This window comes from Cellvibrio mixtus subsp. mixtus J3-8, from assembly GCF_000766945.1.
GTDB lineage: Bacteria > Pseudomonadota > Gammaproteobacteria > Pseudomonadales > Cellvibrionaceae > Cellvibrio > Cellvibrio mixtus_A.
In genome coordinates this window covers 14,310-36,558 of the sequence record NZ_KN266208.1, presented here as the reverse complement: position 1 = coordinate 36,558, position 22,249 = coordinate 14,310, and the positions used below count along the sequence as shown (strand labels likewise).

Sequence of the window (22,249 nt, the reverse complement as noted above, 5' to 3'; positions counted from 1 at the left end):
GGGGGGGGGTCCCCGCGTGTCCCCCGCCGATGACGACACAAGCCTGCAAATTGATGATTCCTGGCTTGGCCGCGTGCTCAATGGTTTGGGGGAGCCGCTGGATGATCTGGGCAAGCTTGGCGGGCGCGATCCGTTACCCGTGGAATTGCCAAAGGTAAACCCGCTGCGCCGCCGCCCTGTTTCTGCGCCCCTGGATGTGGGGGTGCGCGCAATCAACACTATGCTCACCCTCGGCAAAGGCCAGCGGGTTGGTTTGTTTGCCGGCAGCGGTGTGGGCAAAAGTGTCTTGCTTGGCATGATCACTCGCCAGACCAAAGCCGACGTTGTGGTGGTTGGTTTGATTGGCGAACGCGGTCGCGAAGTGCAGGAATTTATCCTGCATTCATTGGGCGAAGAAGGTTTACGCAAAGCGGTCGTCGTCGTTGCGCCGGCTAATGAATCACCGCTGATGCGCATGAAGGCCACCGAGCTTTGCCACAGCATCGCCACCTATTTTCGCGATCAGGGCAAAGACGTTTTGTTGCTGGTGGATTCATTAACCCGCTACGCCATGGCGCAACGCGAAATTGCCCTGGCATTGGGGGAACCCCCGGCGACCAAAGGTTATCCACCTTCGGTATTCGGCATGTTGCCGGAACTGGTGGAAAGCGCGGGCAATGGCGAAAGCGAGCGCGGCAGTTTAAGTGCGCTCTATACCGTGCTCGCCGAAGGCGATGACCAGCAAGATCCGATTGTGGATTGCGCGCGCGCGATCCTCGACGGCCATATCGTTTTATCGCGCCGCCTCGCCGATGTTGGCCACTATCCCGCAATTGATATTGCCTCGTCCGTTAGCCGCTGTATGACGCAGGTGACGGACAAATCCCATCAACAGGCCGCGCGCCAGTTGAAGGAGTACTACAGCACTTACGAAAAAATCAAAGAACTGATTCCCCTCGGCGGTTATACACCGGGCATGGATCTAAAAACTGATCAATCAGTGCAGCTCGCTCCCGCTATCGAAAAATTCCTGCGACAAGACGTCGGCCAGGGCGCGGAACTGGAGCAATGCCTGGTCGATTTGCGAAGCATTATTCGGTAGGGCGGCGTACATCATGAAAGAACAACTCGATACTCTCGCGCGCCTCGCCACCTTGCGCGCAACCCGTGTACAGCAAATGCTCGGCCGCGTGACCTACCAACAAAACCTGTGCCAGCGCTATCGCAACAACATTACCGGCCTCACGCGCCTGTGTGGTTTCACCGTGCCCATGACGACGCCGTTGCAGCGCGACAACCAGCAAAAATACAAAGGCACCTTATTGAGGATGGTCGAATTACAGCGCAAAGAGCTGGCCGTAGCGGAAGAAAATCTTGCGCGCATCCAGTTAGAACTGATGAAAGCGATGCGCAGCGAAAAAATTGTCGCCCATGTGATCGATGCAAAAATGACCCAGTGGCAACATTTACTGAATCAGCAAGAACAGAAAATCCAGGATGGACTGGCCAGCCAATCGTGGTGGCGCGCACAAGGCTAAAAGCCGTTTCCTGAAAAAACCGGTTTCCGGAAAAAATGTGCAGTGCGATTTAAGTTATTGCCAACAGCCGTCGCCCATAGGCAATAACAAGGTCATTTTTGTGTAAATGGCCGCAGCAACAACTTGATTGCAGGACTCCATTATGGAAATCAGCAGAAATATTAACGCCGGGTACAGTGCTCCCGCCGAATCTGTCACCACCGCTAAAACCGATACGGTTGGGCAACCCAAAGTGGCTGCGGCAGGCCCAAAACCCGAGCCGCGCCTGGAACAATTGCAGGAAGCGATGCGCGCATTGCCGGACATCGATATGAACCAGGTAACTGCCATCAAGCAAGCACTGGCTCGCGGCGAATTAAGCAGCGATGTCAAAGTGCTCGCCCACAGCATACTTGCCTACCATCGCGGCACCGACGTATGACGCGCAGTGAGCAGCTGGTACAACTGGCCGGGCGCGATATCGAACTGGATTGCACCGACTACGTAGGCTTGCAACATTTAATGCAAGCCTTGTATGAACAATTGCTCGTGCGCAGCAGCGCGCAAATAGAATCGCTTAACCAACAAATCTCCGTGCTCGTGGAATTTATCCGCGCCCGCGCCGAACGCCGCTCAAAAATCCTCACCGCATTTGGCTTATCTCCCTCTCTCTCCGGTGCAATGGAAAAACTATTAATCCACTGCCCGCTCCCCAACCGCAACACCTACCTCCAGCGCTGGAAAGAATTGGAAAACCTGGTCCAGCAAACCAAATCCCTCAACGAACGCAACGGCAAACTGCTTGCGATGCACAATGATATTCTTGGGCAGATTATGGGGAGTGCACAGGCTGAGCAGGTTTATTCGCCGCGCTATTATTGATTTATTTTTTCGTTTTTCAGAAAAAACGTTATGAATTATATAAGCGTTGCTACAGGTATTTTTTAACTGTTGATCCCTGGTATTTTTAAACGATCTGATGGGTTGCTCACACCCGTAAAATGCCCTCGCTAAAAAAGGTCCAGGTTTGGGGGCCACACATATAATTCCATTTATAGGCTTTTCTGGTTATACATACAGCATGTTGTTGCTGTAAAAAGTCGATGCACAAATATCTCCTTTACAGGGTGCAATATCCGCTTCCCATTCCATCAAAAGGCTCCTATATTCAACACCCTTAGGTGCCAAAGCAGGCAGAAAAAACACGCATGCTTTGGAAAGGACAATACGCATGCGCGCTTCCCCTGAACAACATTTCAAAAAAGGCCAGCCAATTATTCTTTTCAACGGGTTGGATAAAAATACGTAAGGAGTTTGATTGAGGGAGATAACGCGTATGCTTGGTATAAAAATGTTAGTGTTTCTATGAACATAAATATATTTATAAGTCAATTGACGTCCATATTTCCGGAATTTGAAAAATTCTGGAGTAAAGACGACATTTGCAAAGGAAAATATATATGAGCCTTTCATTTCACATTAGTTTTAATGGCCAATGCAAAGAAGCCTTTGAGTTTTATGCACAGCATTTAAATGGAACTATTGGCACAATGCTGCAATATAAAGATTCTCCTGTCACAGCAAGCGTCTCCGAAGAATGGCAAGGTAAAATTGTTCATGCAAACATCTCAATTGAAGGTGTTGAAATAGCTGGCGGTGACGTTAGACCGGAGCAATATCAAAAGCCGAGCGGTTTTAATATATTGTTAGGTGTGAAAAATGAAGATACGGTTAAATCCCTGTTTGAGCAGTTTTCTGTTGACGGTGAAGTAATCCTATCGCCTCAAAAAACATTTTTTTCGCCTTGTTACGCAATTGTTGTAGATGGTTTCGGTGTGCCTTGGAAATTTAGTTGTGGCTCATAAGTCGCTCAAACACGTTGCAGTTTTTAGACCTCCCCACTAGACGTAATTTATATTAAATTAATGAAGAGTGAAGGTTATGTTCTTTGCTATCTTGAAATAGAGGGCGAAGTAGTGTCCGTTGGTGGTTTCAGGATCTGTATTAATTTAGCCGCTGAGGGAAAAGCGCTATACGTTTATGACCTTATTACTTCTGAAAACCAAAGATCAAAGGGGCACGGGGCAACGTTAATAAAAAGTATCATTGCTCATGCAAGTAAAGAAAATTGCAATTGTGTACACCTTGACTCAAATGTAGTGCGCCATCAGGCGCATAAATTTTATCTTGAAAACGGCTTTGACATTCTCGCGCATCACTTTTTGTTTAAATTGGCATAAGGCTAAACCCACACAACAAACGGTTGCAGTGCCGTTCCATAATGCCGCGTTTATGTTTTGCAGTTTTTAAACAGCGAAATTTTTAGAGGAAGAAATGGTCCATAAATATACCGCTGAAGTAATCTGGGAGCGTGGTGATCAGGTTTTTTCTGATAATAAATACAGCCGGAAGCATGTATTGAAATTTGACGGGGGTATTGAAGTTCAAGGATCTTCCTCGCCATTTGTCGTGCCTTTACCTTATTCTGTGGAAAACGCTATCGATCCGGAAGAGGCATTTGTCTCGTCATTATCAAGTTGCCATATGCTTTGGTTTTTATCTATTGCGGTAAAACAAGGCTTTGTAGTGGATTCCTATCATGATAACGCTATTGGTATTATGACGATGAATGAAAGGAAAAAACTCTGGGTTTCCGAAGTGACTCTTAATCCACTTGTGGTGTTCTCAGGTGAAAAAACTCCAACCCCGGAAGGTATTGTGCGAATGCATGATGAAGCACATGAAGAATGCTTTATTGCTAATTCGGTAAAAAGTACGGTGCGGATTATTTCGAGGTAACAATATTTCATCCTGATCTTTTGTAAATCCGGGTGATGTAATTTAACGGCACGAATTAACAGTAACGTTTTTCGAGATCAACTGATGGGCAATGAATCTCTATTGACAAAAGGCGATGCGCTTCTAGAGAGTGGCAATTATGCTGATGCTTTTACTGCTTATCTTGAAGATGCTACAGCAGGCTGTGCTCATTCAATGTTGCGTTTAGGATTAATGTACACGCGAGGTGAAGGTGTAAATTGCGACTACGACAAGGCGATTGAGTGGGAGCTAAAGGCTGCAGAAGCCGGAGAGGTGATTGCCTATTTGAATCTTGGAATATCGTATAGGATCAAGGGCGATATCCTCAGTGCTAAATTTTGGTTTGAAAAAGCCATTGGCGCTGGTGATGGCAGCGCTGCTATTGAGCTGGCAAAGCTTTATATGGTGAGTACCAAGGAAAAGGCAAAGGTTTGGAAGTATTTAAATTTTGCGATCAACGCGGCGAATATGTGTGAAGCTGATATTGATGAGGCCAGGGGCTTACTTGCAAAACTGTAGCCTTGGATGGATTGCACAGGTATTGCGTTTATAAAAACACAGGGAAAATAAAATGGCAAAAAATCCCCCGACTACAATCGTTGAATATATCAAGGCTGCTCCAGTTGAAGGGCATGCGCATTTGTATCAGTTATATGAATTACTAAAAAGTGTGGCGCCGGAAGCGGAAGAGGCCATTAAATGGGGTACGCCTTTTTTCGTGGAGCCGCGCTTTGTATTTGCTTTTTCTGCGCACAAGGCGCACTTGAGTTTTGCGCCTCCTGCCGCCGTATTGGAAGCGTTTAGTCCAGAATTAAAAGCACATAAAACTACTCAAAACACGCTTCAGGTTCCTTATAAAGAACCATTACCCGAAGATTTAATTCGCCGAATGGCAGAGTGTAGCCTGAAAAGTGTCAGCGAGCGTAAAGATGATTCTTTTTGGTAACAATACGTTCAGGAGCCTACTGTGAGTAAAGACACCAAGGCCAATAAAAATCCCAAGGTCGATTCATTTTTAGGAAAAGCGAAAAGCTGGCGCGAAGAGTTTGAAATATTAAGAGAGGTCGCGCTCGATTGTGATTTGTCAGAAGATCTGAAGTGGGGGCAGCCTTGCTATACGCTGGGTAATGCCAACATCGTATTGATGCATGGTTTTAAAGAGTACTGCGCGCTGTTGTTTTTTAAGGGTGCGCTAATGAAAGACCCCAAAAAAATTTTGGTCCAGCAGACCGAAAATGTACAAGCTGCACGACAAATCCGTTTTACCAATGCCCGGCAAATTGAAAAATTGAAAAGTACTTTGAAAATTTATATCCGCGAAGCGATTGCAGTGGAAAAAGCGGGTTTGAGCGTCGAATTTAAAAAGACCGAAGAGTTTGCGGTTCCGGAAGAATTTCAAAAGCAACTGGATGAAACACCCGGTTTAAAAGATGCCTTCGAAACATTAACGCCGGGCCGTCAACGAGGATACCTGCTTCATTTTTCCTCTGCCAAACAATCCAAAACCCGTGCAGCCAGAATCGAAAAATGTATTCCAATGATTTTCGATGGTTTGGGATTAAATGATTAGTTGTACCAGTTCGATTTCAATAACAGCGTTTAACCGTGATTGTGGTTCTTATGCTACCCGCCATTCGGCTGGCAGCGCTTCTGCGAGGTAATCCATAAACGCGCGTACCTTGGGTGTTAAATGGTGGCGATCGCGTACGCAGGCGTAGAGGTCAAGCGGTTCAACTTCGGTGCGAAAGCCAGTGCATTCGCGCGTTGAAAATAATTCGATTAATTCGCCGCGGTGCAAATATTCATTGGCAACAAATGCCGCTAAACGCGTAACACCACCACCTGCAACCGCGAGGCGTGCGAGCACATCAATATCATCACTGATAATGGCGGCACGCACATCTGCATCAAAACGCAAACCGTTTTCGATAAATCCCCAGCGCAAAAATCTCCCGTCGGCTGCGAGGCGAAAGACCAGGCAATCGTGCTCGCGTAAATCGGCAGGGACTGAAGGGCGCCCGGCGCGTGCTATGTAGGCGGGGGATGCGCAAAAAATCGTGGGTACGGTAGCAATTTTGCGCGCGACCATGCCTTCATCCAATTGTTGTTTGATGCGAATACTCACATCAACCGATTCCTGGATGTGATCCACCCGGCGATCGGTGGAAGTCAATTCCAGTTCCATACGCGGATAACGTTGGTTAAAAGCGGGAATCAGCGGGGCTAACACATGGCGACTGAATGCCGCCGTGGAGGCGATGCACAATCGCCCCTGTAATTCCTGGTGCGCATCCGTCACCGCCGCGCGCGCCAGCTCCAGCTCCTGGATAAGGAGTGCGACCTTGTCGTAGTAAACGCGCCCCGCATCGGTCATCGCCAGGCTGCGTGTGGTACGGGTCAGCAAACGCACACCAAGGTAGGACTCAAGCCGGGCGATATTCTGGCTGGTGGCCGCCGCGCTAATGCCTAGCCGGCGGGCCGCCGCCGCGATGCTCCCGCCTTCCACCGCTTTCACAAAACTCTCGATACCACGCAATGTATCCATTGTTTTAGCTTCCGAATGAACAACTTGATTGCCAAGTTTTGCTTAATACAGCAAAAGCGTCTACTAATCTACCGGGCCAGGGGGAAGCGCCGTAGAGTGCAATCTATCGGCGGTGCCGTACTGCCGTAAAAAGTATCGAAATTGTCCAGGGGAATTAAAATGCAAGAAGCCACTATTAAAGCCAGCAGCAGGAAATTACACGTGAAATACACGCCCATCGTGTTTGCGTTTTACATGTCGATGATCATGGCGTTTTTGATGTCGCTAATTATTGTGGCAGCGAATAGCGGAATTACAGATCACTATTTAAATCAGGTGGTGCACGCTTATCGCATTGCCATGCCCGCAGCGTTTTTTTGTATTTTGGTTGTGCGGCCAGTGGTTATGTTTCTGGTGAAGCATACGATTAGAAGTTAAATCCAATGATTAATAGCAATGTTGTTTTGCCTGATTTCACGCGTTGAAAACCAGAGTCACCTTTTTAATCCAGTGGTTAAAAAGGTGGCTCTATGAACATTATTGGATTGCCCATCCTGATGCGCGAAATTTTTAATCCTGTTCTGTATTTATCCTGCTTTCTATTTATGCCTCTCGTTGGTAGTGCCTTTCTCTCATTTGTTAACTCCCGGCAGGCATCACTGCCACTGTTTCCAATTTAATCATCCCGTCATTTCCGTCGCCTGTTAACAGGAAGGCTGCGTCTATCCAACGGAATGTGTTGCATTGATTAACCGCACGGCGGCTGTGCTCCCTGAATGCGGAAACGGACTTTCCTCTCTGGTTTTCCGGTGCAGTATGCGGAAGTTTTTTTTCACCGTTATTTTTTAATAAATCCATTTAAAACAATGAGTTATGAATTGGCATTCATGTTGCTAAACCCTTCGGGAGGAGAATTGCAATGGCTATAGATTCTGATTACGTCAAGCAGATGGCGACCCAACTGGCTAACTATGAGGTCCAGGCCGCCGTTACCAAGGCGAATCGCAACCAGTCCAGCTACAAGGCGCAACTCACGGCGGTTACATCGCTGGAAACTGCACTGAAAACCTTTAGCACAGCAGTGAAAGGGTTGAAGGGTGTGGACAAAAGCGTGCTCACCAACACGGCAACCTTTGGCAGTGAAGGTTTCGCTACTGCCAAAGTAGGGACGACTGCGGTAGCCGGCAATTACCAGTTTTTTGTAGAACAGCTTGCCAGCGCGCATCAAGTCGCGCTGGAAGGTTTGACGGATGCGGATATTCCCACCAGTGGCAATTTAGTTATTGGCCAGGGCGCAGGAAGTTTCAGTATCGATTTAAGCAGTATTGACTCCAATAGCAGCGGCGGTAATTCACTCGCTGAACTTGCCGCAGCAATCAATGCGGCGAGCGATAACACCGGTGTAAATGCAACGCTGGTGCGCAGCAACGGTAATGTATCGCTGGTGTTGGCGAGTGAAAAAACCGGTGCTGCAAACGCGATTACCTTATCGACAACCGGCGTTGCTGCCGGTGCGTTTGACACTGCCACCAGTGCGCCGCGCGAACTCAGTGCTGCAAAAGATGCGCGCGTGCGTTTGGGCGGTGAAAGTGGAATGTTGTTAACCAACGCGAGCAATACCTTCGACAACATTATCGATGGTGTGAGCATGAGTTTTACCAAGGCGCACGCAACGGGTGAACAACCGTTATCAGTAACTATTGCGCGCGATGATAAAGCCACCAAAGACAAAGTGCAGAGTTTTGTTACTGCAATTAATAATTTGCTCGGCACATTTGATTCGCTAACGGCAAGCGGCGGTGAAAATGCATCGCGCGGTGTACTCGCAGGTGATGCAAGTATCCGTTCAATTGAAGGCATGCTGAACAAAGTATTGCGTACCGAATTTGGCGGTACCACCTTAATGGAGATGGGCATTGTCGCAGACCGTTATGGAAAATTAACTATCGACACTGCGCGTTTTGAAAAAGCCGTCGCCGCAAACCCGGAAGGCCTGGATAAATTGTTTAACGCGAAAGATGGTTTGCTCGACAGCCTGGATAAAAACACTGCTGTGTACACCACCGGGCCGAACAATTTGATGAAAGCGCGCAAGGAAAGTTTGAACACCATGATGCGCCGTGTGGAAGACCAGTTTGATGGTATCCAGAAACAGTACGACAGCTATTACACCCGTTACCTGAAGCAATACACCAACATGATGCAAACCATGTCTGCCATGGAACAAACCTTTGGTATGTTTTAACAATATTTAAAAAAATTGGACTGCGCTGATGAACAATCCTTATCTCGCCAATGAAAGTTATGACAGTTATCGCTCCATTGATCTGGAAGCGAAAGCGGCCACGGCATCGCCTTATGAATTAGTGCTGGTGTTGTTTGATGGCTTGCTTGATGAACTGGCGCGCACGCGCGGTCACATCGAAGCAAAACGCTACCAGGAAAAAGGCCGCTCGCTGGAAAAGTGTATGAACATTATTAACGGACTTAACAGCGCGCTGGATTACGACAACGGTGGTGAAGTCGTGCAAGGGTTATCGCGTTTGTACGACTACTGCATTTATCGCTTATCCGATGTCAGCGTGAGTTTATCGCTGGAAGGGTTGGATGAAGTAGTGCATTTGCTCGGCGTAATTCGCGAAGGCTGGGATGGTGTAAATGCCAAACGCGCCTGATCGCTACCAGCAGCTCAAGCTGATTACCCTGGGTGAACAGATGGCCGCTGCGCTTAAGGCCCAGGATTGGGACAGCGTAGGCGGAATTGATTTGCGCATTCGCGAGTGTTTGCAAGAGCTTGCTGCTTCAGAAGAAGTGTTGAGTCCGGAATTGGAAAAGGCGAAGCAACAATTGCAGCAATTGTATGCGCGGGTATTGCCTGCTTATGCCGAAGCTTGCGAAAAGTTACGGCAATTATTATTGGCCCATGTCGATTATTCAGAAGCACGTTCCGCGTATTTACGCACTGGCTTATTGCAAGGTGAGAAATAATGTTGGCATCCCCAATCCAATCCGGCATCAGCTCCCCGGCAAGTAATTCTACTGCAGTTCTTGTATCTCCGGCGCTGGCAGACGCGGCAGCAACCGGTAATGCAGCGGCGAATGGTCCATCCATTGGGCAGAAAAAAACGCTGGAAACAAATTCCGGATTCGCGAATGAATTATTTTCCGGGCAATTGAGCGAAGTGTTAATTAGCGCAGAACAACTTGATGCAGAACAGCCGAGTGCAGAACAGTCGGGTGGCGAGCAATCCCTGCCGGAAATGGTGGGCGAACAATTGCAACCAACAGCGCAACAAATATCTCAACAACAAAGCCAGCAACAGCAAGAACCCAATGCTGAAGAATGGCTATTGGCGATGCTTGACCAACAACAACTGCAACTACAAGCCCGCGATACATTAACAACACCGGACAATGTAATTGCTGCGCCGCAATTACCAGCTGAAATGACAGTACCAGGCAGTTCGCAAGCTGCGACCTCAATGATTGCGATTGAAAAAAACGTAAGTGAAAAAAATGTACCGCTATCAATAGACAATGTATTGAGCAAAGCCCAAATCAATACTGTTAACGTTACAGAAAAGGACTCGAATAAAGCAGTGGAATCATCGCTAAAAAGTACGGTTAATTCAGTAGCGGCGAGTGCAACTGCTAATGTAATACCGTCAACCGATGCTCGCGCTACGGATAACAATACAGCGTTAAACGTTTCTACTTCTGCGGCGATGACTCCGTCAACCACCCTTGTTGTGCAACAAGCGAGTGCTACGGCAATAACTGATATTAGCCATAACCCAGTGATTGCACCCGCAGCATTAAATGTTGCGGGCGATGACAGTGTGCAGCGCAACGTCCAATCGCAATTAAGTTTGCATGCGCCGGAAGCAAAATGGGGCGAGCAACTACTCCATGCATTGCGCGATAACGTGCAAGTGCAAATCCAGCAGCGTATCCAGAACGCCACGATTCGTTTGGACCCGCCGGAATTGGGTAGTTTGGAAATTTATCTCAGCCATGAAGCTGGCCGTTTGAATGTGCATATCACGGCGAGCCAATCGGATGTTGCGCGTTTAATCCAGCAAACCAGTGATCGCTTGCGCCAGGAATTGGCAGGGCCGCAATTTACCCAGGTGAATGTACAAACATCTGCTGATGGACAGGGTGGGCAACAACAATCGCGCGAACGCCAACGCTTGTTAGCAGACAGTTTAATACTCGCCAATGAACAAACATTTGGCAGTAACGATCAGCCGGCGAATCGTGTGAGCGATGTGTTGGTCACTGTGTAAATTTTAATTTTACGTTGATTTAAATTTTGGAATTCCGGTCGCGCTGTGCCGGGGAAATCCTGCAAGAGGAAAATTCAATCATGATGCAACGGATCATTTTGGCATTGCTTGTTGTGAATACGTTAGTCGCGGCGGGCTCGGCCTATATCAGTTTTCAGGTATTGTCCCGCCCGCAATCTGCCAGTGCACCGGTTGTGGCAAATGTGGCAGGTGAGAGTGGTGAAGCTGCAGCGCCAGAGGTAACGGCAGACCCCGGTGAAGCAGAAGAATACAAATTCTTTCCCATTGAAAAAGTGATTGTCAGTTTACAAGGCGAAGGTCGCGAACATTATTTTGTGCTGGATTTGGTGTTGCAAGCCGACATAGATACTGACAATAAAAAATTGCAACAAATTGATCCGATGGTGCGCAATTCGGTCGTCGCGCATTTGTCTTCCATGGCGTTCAACCAATTGCGTTCGATGCCGATTGCTGAATTGCAAACCAGCCTGGAAAAAGTCGTGCAGGCGGATTTTGCCAGTCGCCAGGTAATCCAGCCCTTTGCCCATGTGTTGGTTAGCAAATTGGTTGTGCAATAGGTTATCGCCATGAACGCCTCTGCCATCGCAACTTCTGTCGTGAATACTGCCGGCGCTATTGATTACGACTATCCCGCCAATGCAGGTACAACACAAACACTTGCACAGGAACAGCAATTATTAATTCAATACTTGCCACTGGTTAAACGTATTGTTCGTCAACTGTCGTTACAAGCAAACCAGGTGATGGATCGCGACGATATGGAGCAGATTGGCCTGATGGGGTTGCTCGAAAGTTTGCGCCGTTACGGTGAGCCGGATGAAAATTTTGCCGGATTTGCAAAGCTGCGAATTCGCGGAGCTATTCTGGATGAATTGCGTCGGCAGGATTGGCGCCCGCGCCAGGTGCGCCAGCAAACGCACAAAATTCGCGATGCAATTCGCCAACTGAGCCGGCAGCTTGGCCGTGTTCCGCAAGATGCGGAAGTGATGACATTTACCGGTTTGAGTGAAAAAGATTACCAGGCATTTTTACAAGCGGACGCCTGTGAAGCGATTGAAAGCCTGGATGAATTATTACTCAACGGACCGGAAACGTTTGCTGATGGTGGCTCCGGTTTGGAAGAGCGCGAAATCACCGAGCGTTTATTAGCGCAAGCGTTGTCTGTGCTGAGTGAACGCGAACGTTTGGTTTTGATGCTGTACTACCAGCAGGAATTAAGTTTGAAAGAAATCGCATTGGTATTGGAGTTAACCGATGCGCGTGTTTGCCAGTTGAGCAAGCAGGCGATCCAGAAAGCCAGTCGCTTTTTGCGTGAGGCGCAATAAATCGTGCGTGAAGTTTAAAAACGGGACAACTACAGAGAGCATATCGTGCAGAAATTATTAGGTGCAATCATTATCGTTGGCTGTGTGTTGGGGGGTTACTCCATGGCACACGGTGAACTCGCTATGCTGTGGCAGCCTGCTGAAATCATCATTATTTTAGGGGCAGGGTTGGGAAGTCTGGTTGTTGGTAATCCCAAAGAAGTATTGTTGGAAATGTGCCATCAAATTAAAGGTGTATTTGTTTATACGCGTCGCGGCGAAGAATTCCAGCGTCAATTATTAATGCTGATGTATGAATTATTGGAGATGGTGGATGTGGGCGGGCTCAAGGCACTGGATGCACATATCGAAGATCCGGAACAAAGCGATTTATTCACCCGCTACCCATTAATTTTACAAGAACCAAACCTGATGGCATTTATCGCCGATAATTTCCGTTTGATGGCGATGGGAAAAATCAGTGCGCACGAATTGGAAGGTTTTCTGGAGCAAGAATTGGAAGCAATGGAGCATGCGTTGTTACAACCATCGCGCTCGCTACACAAAATTGGTGAATCCATGCCGGGCTTCGGTATTCTCGCAGCGATCATGGGTATTGTTATTACCATGGGCAACATCAATGGGTCGGTTGCTGAAATTGGTGCGCATGTCGCCGCGGCATTGGTAGGAACTTTCCTCGGTATTTTTGTGTGTTATTGCGTAATGGAACCCCTCAGCAATGCCATGGGCCAGCGGGTAAAAACAGAATTGTCGGCATTGGAATGTGTGCGCACTACATTGGTGGCACATGTTGCAGGCAAACCGACATTATTAGCGGTTGACGCTGGCCGTAAATTAATCGAGCAGGATGTAAAACCGGCGTTCCGTCAATTGGAAACCTGGGTAAACCAATACGAAGACCAGCGCGATGCAGCGTAAATCAAATTAAGGAAATTGCACGCAACATTAACAGATGCAATAAAAAATGTTTCTAACAGTATGAGTGCCATGAGAAGACGCAACGACAAAGATTTTGAGGTTATCGTCAAGCGCCGAAAAAAATCCGGCCACGAAGAATCTCACAGCGGTGCCTGGAAGGTGGCCTTTGCCGATTTCACCATGGCGATGATGGCATTGTTTATGGTGCTGTGGGTTATTACTCCGCAAAACCCGAAGCAAACATCCGCTGCTGAACAAATTACCAATCCGTTAGTGGATGGGGGCGCCGGCGTATTTGATGGCAACAGTAAAACGCCGCTGGAAATGCCGGGTGTTCCGGTGCAACCCAATAAAACTGAACCACAAGAGCAAGGCAAAGAAACCAGCAAAGCGGAACCGGTGAAATACAGCAGTCCCGCCGAGTTAAAGGAATTAGCCGATTTGATGCAAGCCATGGCGCTGGAACTGGATGCGCAAGCCAATGTGGAAGTGCAAGTAGTACCGCAAGGTTTGCGCATTTTGATCAAAGATGATCAGCAGCGGTTTATGTTTGAACGCGGTAGTGTGCAATTGAATCCACACTTCGCGACGTTGTTGCAGCGCCTTGCTGGTGTGCTCGCAAAAGTAGGCAACAAATTAATTATCAGCGGCCATACCGATTCTGTTCCTTATAAAACTGTCCAGGGTTACAACAACTGGAACCTCTCTGGCGACCGCGCGTTGCGTGCGCGCAATGTGATGGTGGAATCCGGCCTTGCTGCTACATCAGTGTTACAAGTTGCTGCGCAAGCTGATGTGATGCCATTGCGCCCTGATTTACCGGAAGACGGTGTAAATCGCCGCATTGAAATTTTATTGTTAACAGTAAAAGCGGAAGGGTTGTATCGCGAATTATTTGGCGAACAACAAGCGCGTGTGGATTACTCGGGAGAAAAAGCGGAATTGGTTTTGCCATCGGTACCAGCGGTGAAACCGTTGTAAATTAGCAGAACCAATCAAAAAAAATCTCGCCTTGGCTGCTTGTCAGTTAACACTTTTAATCTCCGCCCGCTGTGCTTTGTTTAAGGGGGTTTGTGCTCAACCCTTGAATGGGACGCGCAGCCGGGGAGAAATGGAAGGGATTAGGTGTATTTTTTATTACAGTAGGCAAGGTGCTAAATCATTATCGGTTAATTGATTCAAGCGATTCTCATCAATATGCAGCGTGCGAGCGCTACCATCTGCGCGCAAGCAAACCAGATCCAGTTTGTTTTCATGCAATCCCACCACCACTTGCAGCGACGTTTTCACGTGCGGCGTGATACGGCGCTCAATATTTTCCCCGAGCGGAACCAGGCTCAATAATTCCTGCGGATGTTGCGGCGCATAGATCACGGTGAGCAATTTACCGGGGACTATTGGTTGCGCTGTTTCAGCAGCCAGGTTGTACGCAATGGCTCCGCCTAACGCGATCAATGCGGAAAGGCCAACCAATCCAGGCATGCGCCAATCGAAACCCGTCGGTTGTTTTACCGGTGTAACCGCCAATTCTGTAGATGCAGTATTCGCTACTACAACCGGGATTTGATCCGGCGGATTAATCGCCGGTGTCTGCTCAATGGAAATATCCACAAACTTGGGGTTTAACAGATAACCGCGGCGCGGTAATGTCTGGATAATTTCGCGTTCTTTTTCGTCGGCTAAAATCTGGCGCAGGGTATAGATCTGCTGGTTCAGGCTGCCCTGGCCAACTACCCGGCCGGACCAGGCGTGGCTCATTAGATCGTCACGGTCTACGACTTCACCGGGGTTGCGCACCAAACGTTCCAGCAGGCGGCTGCCGGAAAATCCCAGGTCAATTTTTTCTTCGATTCCGTTTTTGACCAGCGTGAGTTGATACAACGCCGGGTAAAAACGTGCGATGCAATTCGCGTTGCCAGTCCTGATTGTCAGGCAGGTCAGATTCTCCATCGATTTGGCTACCCGTGACTCACCGAGGGAGCCCGTTGTATTGTCGATATCGATCATTCCCATGTCATTCCTGTTTCATTCAGATGGGCAACCCTGTTTAGGTAAATTAAGTCGACGTGATAGCGCCAGCAACTTGATGAAGGCAATCATAGCTGCGTTTCCGCCGTAAACCACTGAATTAGGGGGTTTCTACTCAGCCGGCGTGTTAATTTTTGCTAAGAAAGAAATAAAAAGCTAGCCGTGTGAGATTAAAAATGCATATGAGTTGATTTTGACGCCAAATAAAAAACGCCCTCGTGGGGCGCTTTTAACGAAATCTGCTTTTGTGAAGCTCGCTTTAAAAAAGCAGCGGGCCATCCCTGGGAACTCGCCTGCCTGGATAACCGGGGGTGGTCAGGCGGGCGAGCGGCTCTAGCTGAATTAACCGAGCAGTGACATCACCATACCTGGCATTTGACCCGCTTGTTTCAACATGGAAATACCTGATTGCATCAACATGGAATTTTTGCTCATGTTGGCGCTTTCTTGTGCGAAATCTGCATCCAGGATACGGCCTTTGGACATGTCAGTGTTGTCTTTCATGTTGGCCAGGTTGTTTGCAGTATGGTTCAAACGATTGATGGTTGCACCGAATTGTGAACGCAAAGTGCCCACTGCATCCAACGCATCTTTCACCAGGTCGATAGTCGCGTTAGCAGCGCCAGTCAATTCAGTACCAGCAGTTGCCGCAGAGCCCGCAGTGTACACAGTGGACATGCCATCAAGTGCATCAGTCAGCGTTTGGATTGCATCGGTACCGGCAGCGGTCAGGTCCAATGTCATGGTTTCAGCAGAAGTCGCACCGATCTGGAAATCTACCGCAGCGGCGAACTTACCGGCGCTGTTGTCTTTGCTGAACAATGCTTCACCGGCAAAGCTGGTGTTGTCCATGATATTGGCCAATTCTTCGCCCAATTGGTCGTATTCTGCTTGCAGGGAATCAAGGTCATCAGCACTGTTAGTGCCGTTCGCGCCCTGGGTTGCGAGGTCTTTCATACGTTGCAGGATGTCGGTCATTTCGTTGAACGCACCTTCTGCAGTTTGCAACAGGGAGATTGAATCGCCTGTGTTGCGAATCGCTACTTCCATACCGCGTGATTGGGAGTTCAAACGCACTGCGATTTGCAAACCTGCTGCGTCATCTGCTGCAGAATTTACGCGGAAACCAGTGCCCAAACGTTGTTGGTTGGTAGACAACGCGTTGTTGGTTTTGGTCAGGTTAGTTTGGGTAACCAGTGAAGAAAAGTTGGTATGGATTGACAGAGCCATGGGAGTATTCCTGTGCTATTTAAACGTGAATGTTCAGTTAAAACCCGGTTTGAAGCTGGCTTTGTTTGCCTGCTGAAATCTAAAGGCGACGGGTTGGGCCCAGGACTTAAATGGGATTTTGAAAATTTTAAAAGCGGAGGGAAAAAATGCAGCCCGCGATGTCCGCCCGGCAATAGTAAAGGTGAAATCCATCCAGTTATTGCCTTCAGAGTAAGTCCAATCTTCTTTACATGGCGCTTTGATGATCCAATGTTGTCGTGCAAATTCCCTCCCATTTGGGGGGCGCGTTGGAATTGGTTTTGTATGAGGATGTAGCCAAATACCCTAACGCTTTTAACTGTGCACAATTCACTAAAAAATAGGATTCATAAAATGGATAACAATCATTTTTCTTGCTCTGTGACGGCGTTGAATAGTCGGTGCGGGAATTATTTTTTGCTTTCATTGCTGATAGTAATTGGCCTTATTTCCGGTTGTGCAACACCGGTAAAACAGGAACCCTTTACCCGGTTTGCAGAATCCGCCGAAACCTTGAGGGATGGAACTGACAAAGCAATGGAAGTACTCATTCCCCAAACCGTAGCGCGCTATAAAAAAGAATTGCAGGATGAACTCAAAGCAAGGGAGTCCAGCGATGTGTATTCATCAGCCCGGCTTGAATTGAGTATTGATAGCCCTTTTGATTTTGAATCTGTCCCTGACTACATGGTTTTTGATCAATTCAAAGTAGGGCTGCGCGAAATGACTGATGCTTTGCATAAATATTCTGTCTTGTTACGCGATTTTGCTGATGACGAAATACAAAGCAAAGAAGAATTTGAAAAATTCGCAACAGAATTGAATGCAAATGCTTTTGAAGCCCTCAGGGTCGTCGATAAAAATGCGGGCACCAACAGCGCGGAAAATGTAGGGCTTATATCCACGGTAGCGGCAGCAGCATTTAATAATTATCTAAAAAACAAACAGAAAGACGTTCTTATAGGTGCTGTTGAACAGAATCAATCTACGGTTGTTCAGTACACAAATAAAGTACAACAAGCAATCAAGATTATTGCTCATGCGAGTAACCAGGAATATTTAAATCTATCTGCCGAATATGCTGAGCAAATGCTTGATCAAAACAAAAGTTCAACTTCAATCGACGCCTTGATCAAATTAAACCGCGATCATTTTTCACAGATACAAGCGCTAAAGGCCTTGAATGATGCCGTCAGTAAATTCCCGGCGGCGCATAACGAGCTGAAAAGTGCTGCTAAAAATCCGGATCAGTCGTTATCCAGCATTATCGAATTGGTCAATCGCGGGAACCAATTAAAGTCTGTGGCGGAGAATGCCAAAAAAGCGAATACAAATTCTCTGCTGGATGCGGATGCCAAAAACGTTGAAGCTCAAGCGGTTGCTCTGGAGGTTGAATCTAAACTTGCAAATCTGGATGCATCAAGTGCGCAAGCAGATGCAGTAGTGGCAAGGCTTGATGCTAATGCCAATCCAGACGATGCTGCGAAGGAAAAAAAAGCTAAGGAGCTAGAGGAAAAAGCATCAACGTTAAAAGATATTGCTGATAAAAAAGCGGCGGATGCGAAATTGTTACGTCAAGCTGCCGATGCTGTTAAAACGAGCGTTAAAGCCTTGACCAATTAACAATCCGGGAGAATAAAAATGAGTATACCAAAAACAGACGCCATCCATTCCATGCAGGTAACATTACAGCGCTGCCAAAACCTTGAACTCATTTTACGGTTCCAGGAGGATAGTACCAATGCTTCCCTATTGGGGGCAAAGAATAAAGCGCTACGCAAACAAATTGATAAACTAATTATTGAAGCGATGAAAGATTGGCTGGAAGATGCACAAGAGGTAACGACGAAAATAAAGAATGCCAATAAAAATTTGCAGATATCTATTACTAACGTAAAAAACAAAAAGCAAAAAGGTGAAAATATTGTGAAGGCCTTGGGGCTTATTGATGACGTTATCTCTATAGCAACATCCTTGTTGCCTTGATCTTGATTACACTATCTTGGTGGTATTAATACGCATAAGCGTATCCACTGCACACTGCATTGACATTACATGCGCGTACACGGAATTGTTGTGGCGTGTAGCCACCGAACCATGCGCTTGTGCCTGGGCCTGAGGAAATACGTATCCAACCATTTTGATAAATATCAGTTTCGTAATAACTTGCGTAGGCCACGGCTGGCCACGTAAGCGCGGTTACGTTTGGCACTCTGGAAGGTGAAGGCATACCAGGAGTTGGTACATTTGTGGTGGTTACCGTTATGCTGCCGGGATTTGAAACCGTACAACCGGTAGCATTGCAAGCGCTAACCCGATAGCTATAAGTACCCGCTGTCTGATTGGTTGCAGTATAGCTATAAGTCAAATTTGCTTGCGCAAGTGTCCAGGGGCCTCCATTAAAAGCAAGCTCTAATTTATATTGGTTAGCGCGAGGTGCCTTGCTCCAGGACACAACATAATTGCCATCACTATCACTGGCAGGAACATTGAGTGATGGAATATCCGGTGCAGCTATAGCGCTAACGATGACCACGATGCTATTGCTAAACCCGCTATAGGTGGCGGGTTGAGTGCCAGGGTTTTGCCATCTGGTTTTAAATTCATAGTCTCCAACCTCACTGAGATCTACGTTAACCGAATAATCACGGTAACCTACTACAAGCGGCTGCCAATCACCGTTGCCTTTTTTCATCCAGATATCATTTAGGAAGTAGGGGCTATCGGGCAAGGATGGTGACAATTGAAAGCTGCCATCAGAATCATACTGTGGGCCAGTAATACCAGGGTAGCCTGCGGCTGCAAAATTAACCCAACCAAAAAATAAAGCGCTACCTAATAGGCTAAGCGTTCGGGATTTAACTAATTGCATATTATTATCCTCATAAAGCTGTTGTATTAAAAAATGTGAAATACAAATAAAGTTTGTATTGCATTTTTCACCGATATTTTTAATGTTTTTTCCTTGAGGCTGGTTAGTCCTCAAAAATCACCCTAGCACGGTGTTTACTGATTTGTTAGTTTTCTAAAAACATCTTCAACAAAATGAGAACAATGCAATTATTACGTGTGTTTAGGCGAAATAAATTGCTGTTAATTTCTTTAAAGAGGTAAGCTCCTATCGTTTCTCTTTTTTTGCATACCAATAAGGCGGCAATTGCCGCCTTACTTTTTTGGTCTTTCTACATCGACGCTTGTTTCCTAAGGTGTCCATCAATCCTGTCAATCACACGCGCAATACCATTCATCGCCCACTGCGGTAATTTCACGCGCCCATTCACTTCATCAAATAATTTTTCCAACACATGCGCCTCGCAATACAGTTGGTAAATCGCATCTTCATCGGTTACGACTGGCAGCACTTTTCTAAGCACAGTGATTGCTTCGCCGGAAGGCGAATGAATTTCAAGGCGGTGTTTTTTATAAAAGGCGTATTGGTGTTGATCGAGCTTAATAACGCAGATGGCAGGTGAAGCGGGGGGAGAAGTAACATTATCCATAATTGAAATCTCATACAGGTTTTGTTTAAACCACCACCACAAGGTGAGATTTATGGGGGCGGACTGGACAGGGTTCTCACCACCGGCACAAAACCAACACCGGCCCACCCGAAAGTGGCCCCGCCCAGCCGCCATAACAAAAGGCATAGCTGTACGAGGACACAGAATGCTCATCGCATCCTGTGCCGGCTTTGTGAACGGGGGTGAGAATCCCGGCTGCGGGATTTACCGCAGCGCGGGCAGGTTAGGGGATGAGGGTAGGGTTGTCAACGCGGGGCGTGTGATGGGTTGTAATTCATACTGGCGTTGAATGTGGGTATGGTCTCTACTTGGTTTTTATTTTTTTGAGTATGTATATTGCCGTTACCGAATGTGGTTGTGCAGGTGCGTTCACGAAGTCCAAAGAATTAGAGAGACAATTTATCGCAGGTTGCTGGTGAGCTTGCGAACCGCAACAAATTTAAGGCCAGCAATGTGCCAAGATTTACGACTTGCTACACGTAACGAATCTCCTCTATTACCTCAATATGGCGCTAATCTTGATTGGGTGCCAGGATCTAGAACCAAATCAGGTACCGTCGAAGCTGTATTTAAAATTGATAAGAATATCCAGTTGCAAGTTGAAGAATGGACATTACCTTTACCTTGGAGGGGTTGATATGACCGATGAAATTATTAGAAAAAGTGTAATATTTTCACCAAGAAATACTATCGAATGTGGTGAGGATTTTTATAGAGCTATTGATGGGTGGCGAATAGAGTATATAAATGAGGAGTGGACCTTTTGTGCTTCGGACCCGGGATTATCAGCTAAAGATATTCGTGTGCGACTTATACGAGGCGATTTTGAATATGCTAAAAAAAATAATCCAACATTTAATGAAATGCTGGACTATATGAAGTCGAAAGGACGCATTTGACAAGCCATTAATAAAAATGGTGGGGCCATTTTTATTAATGGCTTTATCTGAGTGGTATATAATCGCAATTGATATGGATGCTGCCCAACCTACTTGCTTTTTTATAGGCTCGTTAAATACAAAAATATATCGGAGTTCTTATGAAATTATTTATAGCGATTCTTGCGGCCTTTTCTCTTCAGATCTTAATAACCTAATACATGCAGGTGTTGATCCTTCAGGAAAAATTATTGGTGCAAGAGAGATTGAAGATAATCAGGGGCGTGTTGTTGGTTATGAATATACATACAAATTTCCAAAGATTCATGGTGATGGTCCAAATGCCAACCAAATTATCGTGGAGAATGGAGTAATTTCATATAAACAAGCTGATAAACCTAAGGCTGTATATGACCCCAAAATTATATCTGACACTGAATATTTACAAATGATAACTAGAGTTGGTAAAGCTGCTTACTCAGAGAATAGGCCGCATTTTGTTAGAAATGATCAAATGGACTTTCGTGATTCTCAAACCGGGTTGAATTTTAGTGTGCGAATAAAGTGGGATAATGGAACTCCTGTTGTTGAGAATGTTCATCTAATTAAGTGATTTTTATTATGACGTTACGATCCGTTTTAAAGAAAACGCTGGTGACCGATATCAATTATGCTCATTTTTCGGTCATAAAATATTGGGATTATTTTTACCTATACGCAAGTCAGCACTATTCCTCTACGTTATTTGAGGAGGGGGCCAGGAATATCAATAAAATTTTCGAAGATACAAATTTGGATCCGGGGTATAGTGTTGGAAATACTCATGCATGTGTAAAACTAATTGGGGAATGGTATTGGGAAGATGTTATTACCCACTACGTAAAAGAGTTTAAAAAATTCGAAAAGTATGTTGTTTGCCTCGGTTTTAATGACGAAGATTTTGACAGCATATGGAAACGTTATTCAGAGGGATGTAAATATCCTCTAGTAACTTATTCTCAGGAAGAAACCCAAGGGTGGGCCGCATGGTATGTGGTTCACCTTGATGAGGAATACCCCGGTGCAAAGGATTTTTTATACTCTGTTTTCAGGCAATACTTTGATCCGGAAGAAAGATTAGCGCTTATCCGTAAAAAGATATCCGGTGAGTTGGAATGGTCATTTGGTTTGGTTGATACTAC

30 protein-coding genes are annotated in these 22,249 nt (G+C 46.5%); 24 read left to right on the top strand and 6 right to left on the bottom strand.

The window, feature by feature from the left end:
- The 4 genes from A596_RS10795 to flgN all read left to right on the top strand — a co-directional run.
- On the top strand, nt 1-1,081 hold a 1,081-nt coding region (locus tag A596_RS10795), incomplete at its 5' end, for a FliI/YscN family ATPase (RefSeq protein WP_235425687.1).
- A gap of 13 nt (nt 1,082-1,094) precedes the next feature.
- Entirely contained in the window at nt 1,095-1,517 is a 423-nt protein-coding gene (locus A596_RS10790; RefSeq protein ID WP_039914709.1) for a flagellar FliJ family protein, read from the top strand.
- A 142-nt stretch (nt 1,518-1,659) separates the two neighbouring features.
- On the top strand, nt 1,660-1,938 hold the full coding sequence (gene flgM / locus A596_RS10785) for a flagellar biosynthesis anti-sigma factor FlgM (RefSeq protein WP_039914708.1): 279 nt from the start codon (nt 1,660-1,662) through the stop codon (nt 1,936-1,938).
- Nucleotides 1,935-2,378, top strand: a complete 444-nt coding sequence (gene flgN, locus A596_RS10780; protein ID WP_039914707.1) for a flagellar export chaperone FlgN — start codon at nt 1,935-1,937, stop codon at nt 2,376-2,378. The genes flgM and flgN overlap by 4 nt, the downstream gene beginning before the upstream one ends.
- 186 nt (nt 2,379-2,564) lie before the next feature.
- On the opposite strand, the gene A596_RS23135 is transcribed toward flgN, so the two are convergent.
- On the bottom strand, nt 2,565-2,729 hold the full coding sequence (locus tag A596_RS23135) for a hypothetical protein (RefSeq protein ID WP_160280127.1): 165 nt from the start codon (nt 2,727-2,729) through the stop codon (nt 2,565-2,567).
- A gap of 227 nt (nt 2,730-2,956) precedes the next feature.
- Here A596_RS23135 and A596_RS10775 point away from each other — a divergent pair, with 227 nt between their 5' ends.
- The 6 genes from A596_RS10775 (at nt 2,957) to A596_RS10750 (ending at nt 5,886) form a co-directional block, all read left to right on the top strand.
- Nucleotides 2,957-3,361 carry a VOC family protein gene (locus tag A596_RS10775; RefSeq protein ID WP_039914705.1) on the top strand — a complete coding sequence of 135 codons (405 nt, stop codon included), beginning with the start codon at nt 2,957-2,959 and terminating at the stop codon, nt 3,359-3,361.
- Between the two features lie 60 nt (nt 3,362-3,421).
- Entirely contained in the window at nt 3,422-3,736 is a 315-nt protein-coding gene (locus A596_RS23880) for a GNAT family N-acetyltransferase (RefSeq protein WP_052417427.1), read from the top strand.
- Nucleotides 3,737-3,830: 94 nt separating this feature from the next.
- Nucleotides 3,831-4,295, top strand: coding sequence for an OsmC family protein (locus A596_RS10765; RefSeq protein ID WP_039914704.1), 465 nt, complete (start codon nt 3,831-3,833; stop codon nt 4,293-4,295).
- A gap of 84 nt (nt 4,296-4,379) precedes the next feature.
- Nucleotides 4,380-4,835, top strand: coding sequence for a tetratricopeptide repeat protein (locus A596_RS10760; protein WP_052417426.1), 456 nt, complete (start codon nt 4,380-4,382; stop codon nt 4,833-4,835).
- A 52-nt stretch (nt 4,836-4,887) separates the two neighbouring features.
- Nucleotides 4,888-5,262 carry an iron chaperone gene (locus A596_RS10755; protein ID WP_052417425.1) on the top strand — a complete coding sequence of 125 codons (375 nt, stop codon included), beginning with the start codon at nt 4,888-4,890 and terminating at the stop codon, nt 5,260-5,262.
- Nucleotides 5,263-5,283: 21 nt separating this feature from the next.
- Entirely contained in the window at nt 5,284-5,886 is a 603-nt protein-coding gene (locus A596_RS10750; protein ID WP_039914703.1) for a YdeI/OmpD-associated family protein, read from the top strand.
- 48 nt (nt 5,887-5,934) lie between these two features.
- On the opposite strand, the gene A596_RS10745 is transcribed toward A596_RS10750, so the two are convergent.
- Complete coding sequence (locus A596_RS10745) at nt 5,935-6,861, bottom strand: LysR family transcriptional regulator (protein ID WP_039914701.1); 927 nt, start codon at nt 6,859-6,861, stop codon at nt 5,935-5,937.
- Nucleotides 6,862-7,020: 159 nt separating this feature from the next.
- Between A596_RS10745 and A596_RS10740 the strand changes: the two genes are divergently transcribed.
- From A596_RS10740 to A596_RS10695, 9 genes are all read left to right on the top strand, one after another.
- The gene (locus A596_RS10740; RefSeq protein WP_039914699.1) at nt 7,021-7,278 is read left to right on the top strand and encodes a DUF2798 domain-containing protein; all 258 of its coding nucleotides are present in this window, start codon (nt 7,021-7,023) and stop codon (nt 7,276-7,278) included.
- 481 nt (nt 7,279-7,759) lie between these two features.
- On the top strand, nt 7,760-9,085 hold the full coding sequence (fliD, locus tag A596_RS10730; protein ID WP_039914696.1) for a flagellar filament capping protein FliD: 1,326 nt from the start codon (nt 7,760-7,762) through the stop codon (nt 9,083-9,085).
- 28 nt (nt 9,086-9,113) lie between these two features.
- Nucleotides 9,114-9,515, top strand: a complete 402-nt coding sequence (gene fliS, locus A596_RS10725; protein ID WP_039914695.1) for a flagellar export chaperone FliS — start codon at nt 9,114-9,116, stop codon at nt 9,513-9,515.
- The gene (locus tag A596_RS10720; RefSeq protein ID WP_039914694.1) at nt 9,499-9,828 is read left to right on the top strand and encodes a hypothetical protein; all 330 of its coding nucleotides are present in this window, start codon (nt 9,499-9,501) and stop codon (nt 9,826-9,828) included. The genes fliS and A596_RS10720 overlap by 17 nt, the downstream gene beginning before the upstream one ends.
- The gene (locus tag A596_RS22095) at nt 9,828-11,129 is read left to right on the top strand and encodes a flagellar hook-length control protein FliK (protein ID WP_052417424.1); all 1,302 of its coding nucleotides are present in this window, start codon (nt 9,828-9,830) and stop codon (nt 11,127-11,129) included. The genes A596_RS10720 and A596_RS22095 overlap by 1 nt, the downstream gene beginning before the upstream one ends.
- 80 nt (nt 11,130-11,209) lie before the next feature.
- Complete coding sequence (locus tag A596_RS10710; RefSeq protein WP_235425686.1) at nt 11,210-11,707, top strand: flagellar basal body-associated FliL family protein; 498 nt, start codon at nt 11,210-11,212, stop codon at nt 11,705-11,707.
- 9 nt (nt 11,708-11,716) lie between these two features.
- Nucleotides 11,717-12,475 carry a FliA/WhiG family RNA polymerase sigma factor gene (locus A596_RS10705; protein ID WP_152600160.1) on the top strand — a complete coding sequence of 253 codons (759 nt, stop codon included), beginning with the start codon at nt 11,717-11,719 and terminating at the stop codon, nt 12,473-12,475.
- Between the two features lie 45 nt (nt 12,476-12,520).
- Nucleotides 12,521-13,393: a flagellar motor stator protein MotA gene (gene motA / locus A596_RS10700; protein WP_039914692.1), complete on the top strand. Its 873-nt coding sequence runs from the start codon at nt 12,521-12,523 to the stop codon at nt 13,391-13,393.
- 69 nt (nt 13,394-13,462) lie between these two features.
- The gene (locus tag A596_RS10695) at nt 13,463-14,374 is read left to right on the top strand and encodes a flagellar motor protein MotB (protein ID WP_084128240.1); all 912 of its coding nucleotides are present in this window, start codon (nt 13,463-13,465) and stop codon (nt 14,372-14,374) included.
- 156 nt (nt 14,375-14,530) lie between these two features.
- Here A596_RS10695 and A596_RS22675 read toward each other — a convergent pair whose 3' ends face one another.
- Together A596_RS22675 and lafA are read right to left on the bottom strand one after the other, a co-directional pair.
- Nucleotides 14,531-15,274, bottom strand: a complete 744-nt coding sequence (locus tag A596_RS22675; protein WP_412130248.1) for a winged helix-turn-helix domain-containing protein — start codon at nt 15,272-15,274, stop codon at nt 14,531-14,533.
- A 489-nt stretch (nt 15,275-15,763) separates the two neighbouring features.
- Entirely contained in the window at nt 15,764-16,651 is an 888-nt protein-coding gene (gene lafA, locus A596_RS10685) for a lateral flagellin LafA (RefSeq protein ID WP_039914690.1), read from the bottom strand.
- A 555-nt stretch (nt 16,652-17,206) separates the two neighbouring features.
- Here lafA and A596_RS10675 point away from each other — a divergent pair.
- Nucleotides 17,207-18,292: a hypothetical protein gene (locus tag A596_RS10675; RefSeq protein ID WP_152600159.1), complete on the top strand. Its 1,086-nt coding sequence runs from the start codon at nt 17,207-17,209 to the stop codon at nt 18,290-18,292.
- A gap of 18 nt (nt 18,293-18,310) precedes the next feature.
- On the top strand, nt 18,311-18,655 hold the full coding sequence (locus A596_RS10670; protein ID WP_052417423.1) for a hypothetical protein: 345 nt from the start codon (nt 18,311-18,313) through the stop codon (nt 18,653-18,655).
- 25 nt (nt 18,656-18,680) lie between these two features.
- Here the strand turns inward: A596_RS10670 and A596_RS10665 are convergent, their stop codons facing one another.
- Nucleotides 18,681-19,541 carry a chitinase N-terminal domain-containing protein gene (locus tag A596_RS10665; protein WP_039914686.1) on the bottom strand — a complete coding sequence of 287 codons (861 nt, stop codon included), beginning with the start codon at nt 19,539-19,541 and terminating at the stop codon, nt 18,681-18,683.
- 310 nt (nt 19,542-19,851) lie between these two features.
- Complete coding sequence (locus A596_RS10660) at nt 19,852-20,169, bottom strand: hypothetical protein (RefSeq protein WP_152600158.1); 318 nt, start codon at nt 20,167-20,169, stop codon at nt 19,852-19,854.
- 659 nt (nt 20,170-20,828) lie between these two features.
- Here A596_RS10660 and A596_RS10655 point away from each other — a divergent pair.
- The 3 genes from A596_RS10655 to A596_RS10645 all read left to right on the top strand — a co-directional run.
- On the top strand, nt 20,829-21,089 hold the full coding sequence (locus A596_RS10655) for a hypothetical protein (protein ID WP_152600157.1): 261 nt from the start codon (nt 20,829-20,831) through the stop codon (nt 21,087-21,089).
- 37 nt (nt 21,090-21,126) lie between these two features.
- The gene (locus tag A596_RS10650) at nt 21,127-21,681 is read left to right on the top strand and encodes a CdiA family toxin C-terminal domain-containing protein (protein ID WP_152600156.1); all 555 of its coding nucleotides are present in this window, start codon (nt 21,127-21,129) and stop codon (nt 21,679-21,681) included.
- Nucleotides 21,682-21,722: 41 nt separating this feature from the next.
- A partial coding sequence (locus tag A596_RS10645) for a hypothetical protein (protein WP_200882908.1) occupies nt 21,723-22,249 on the top strand: 527 nt, incomplete at its 3' end.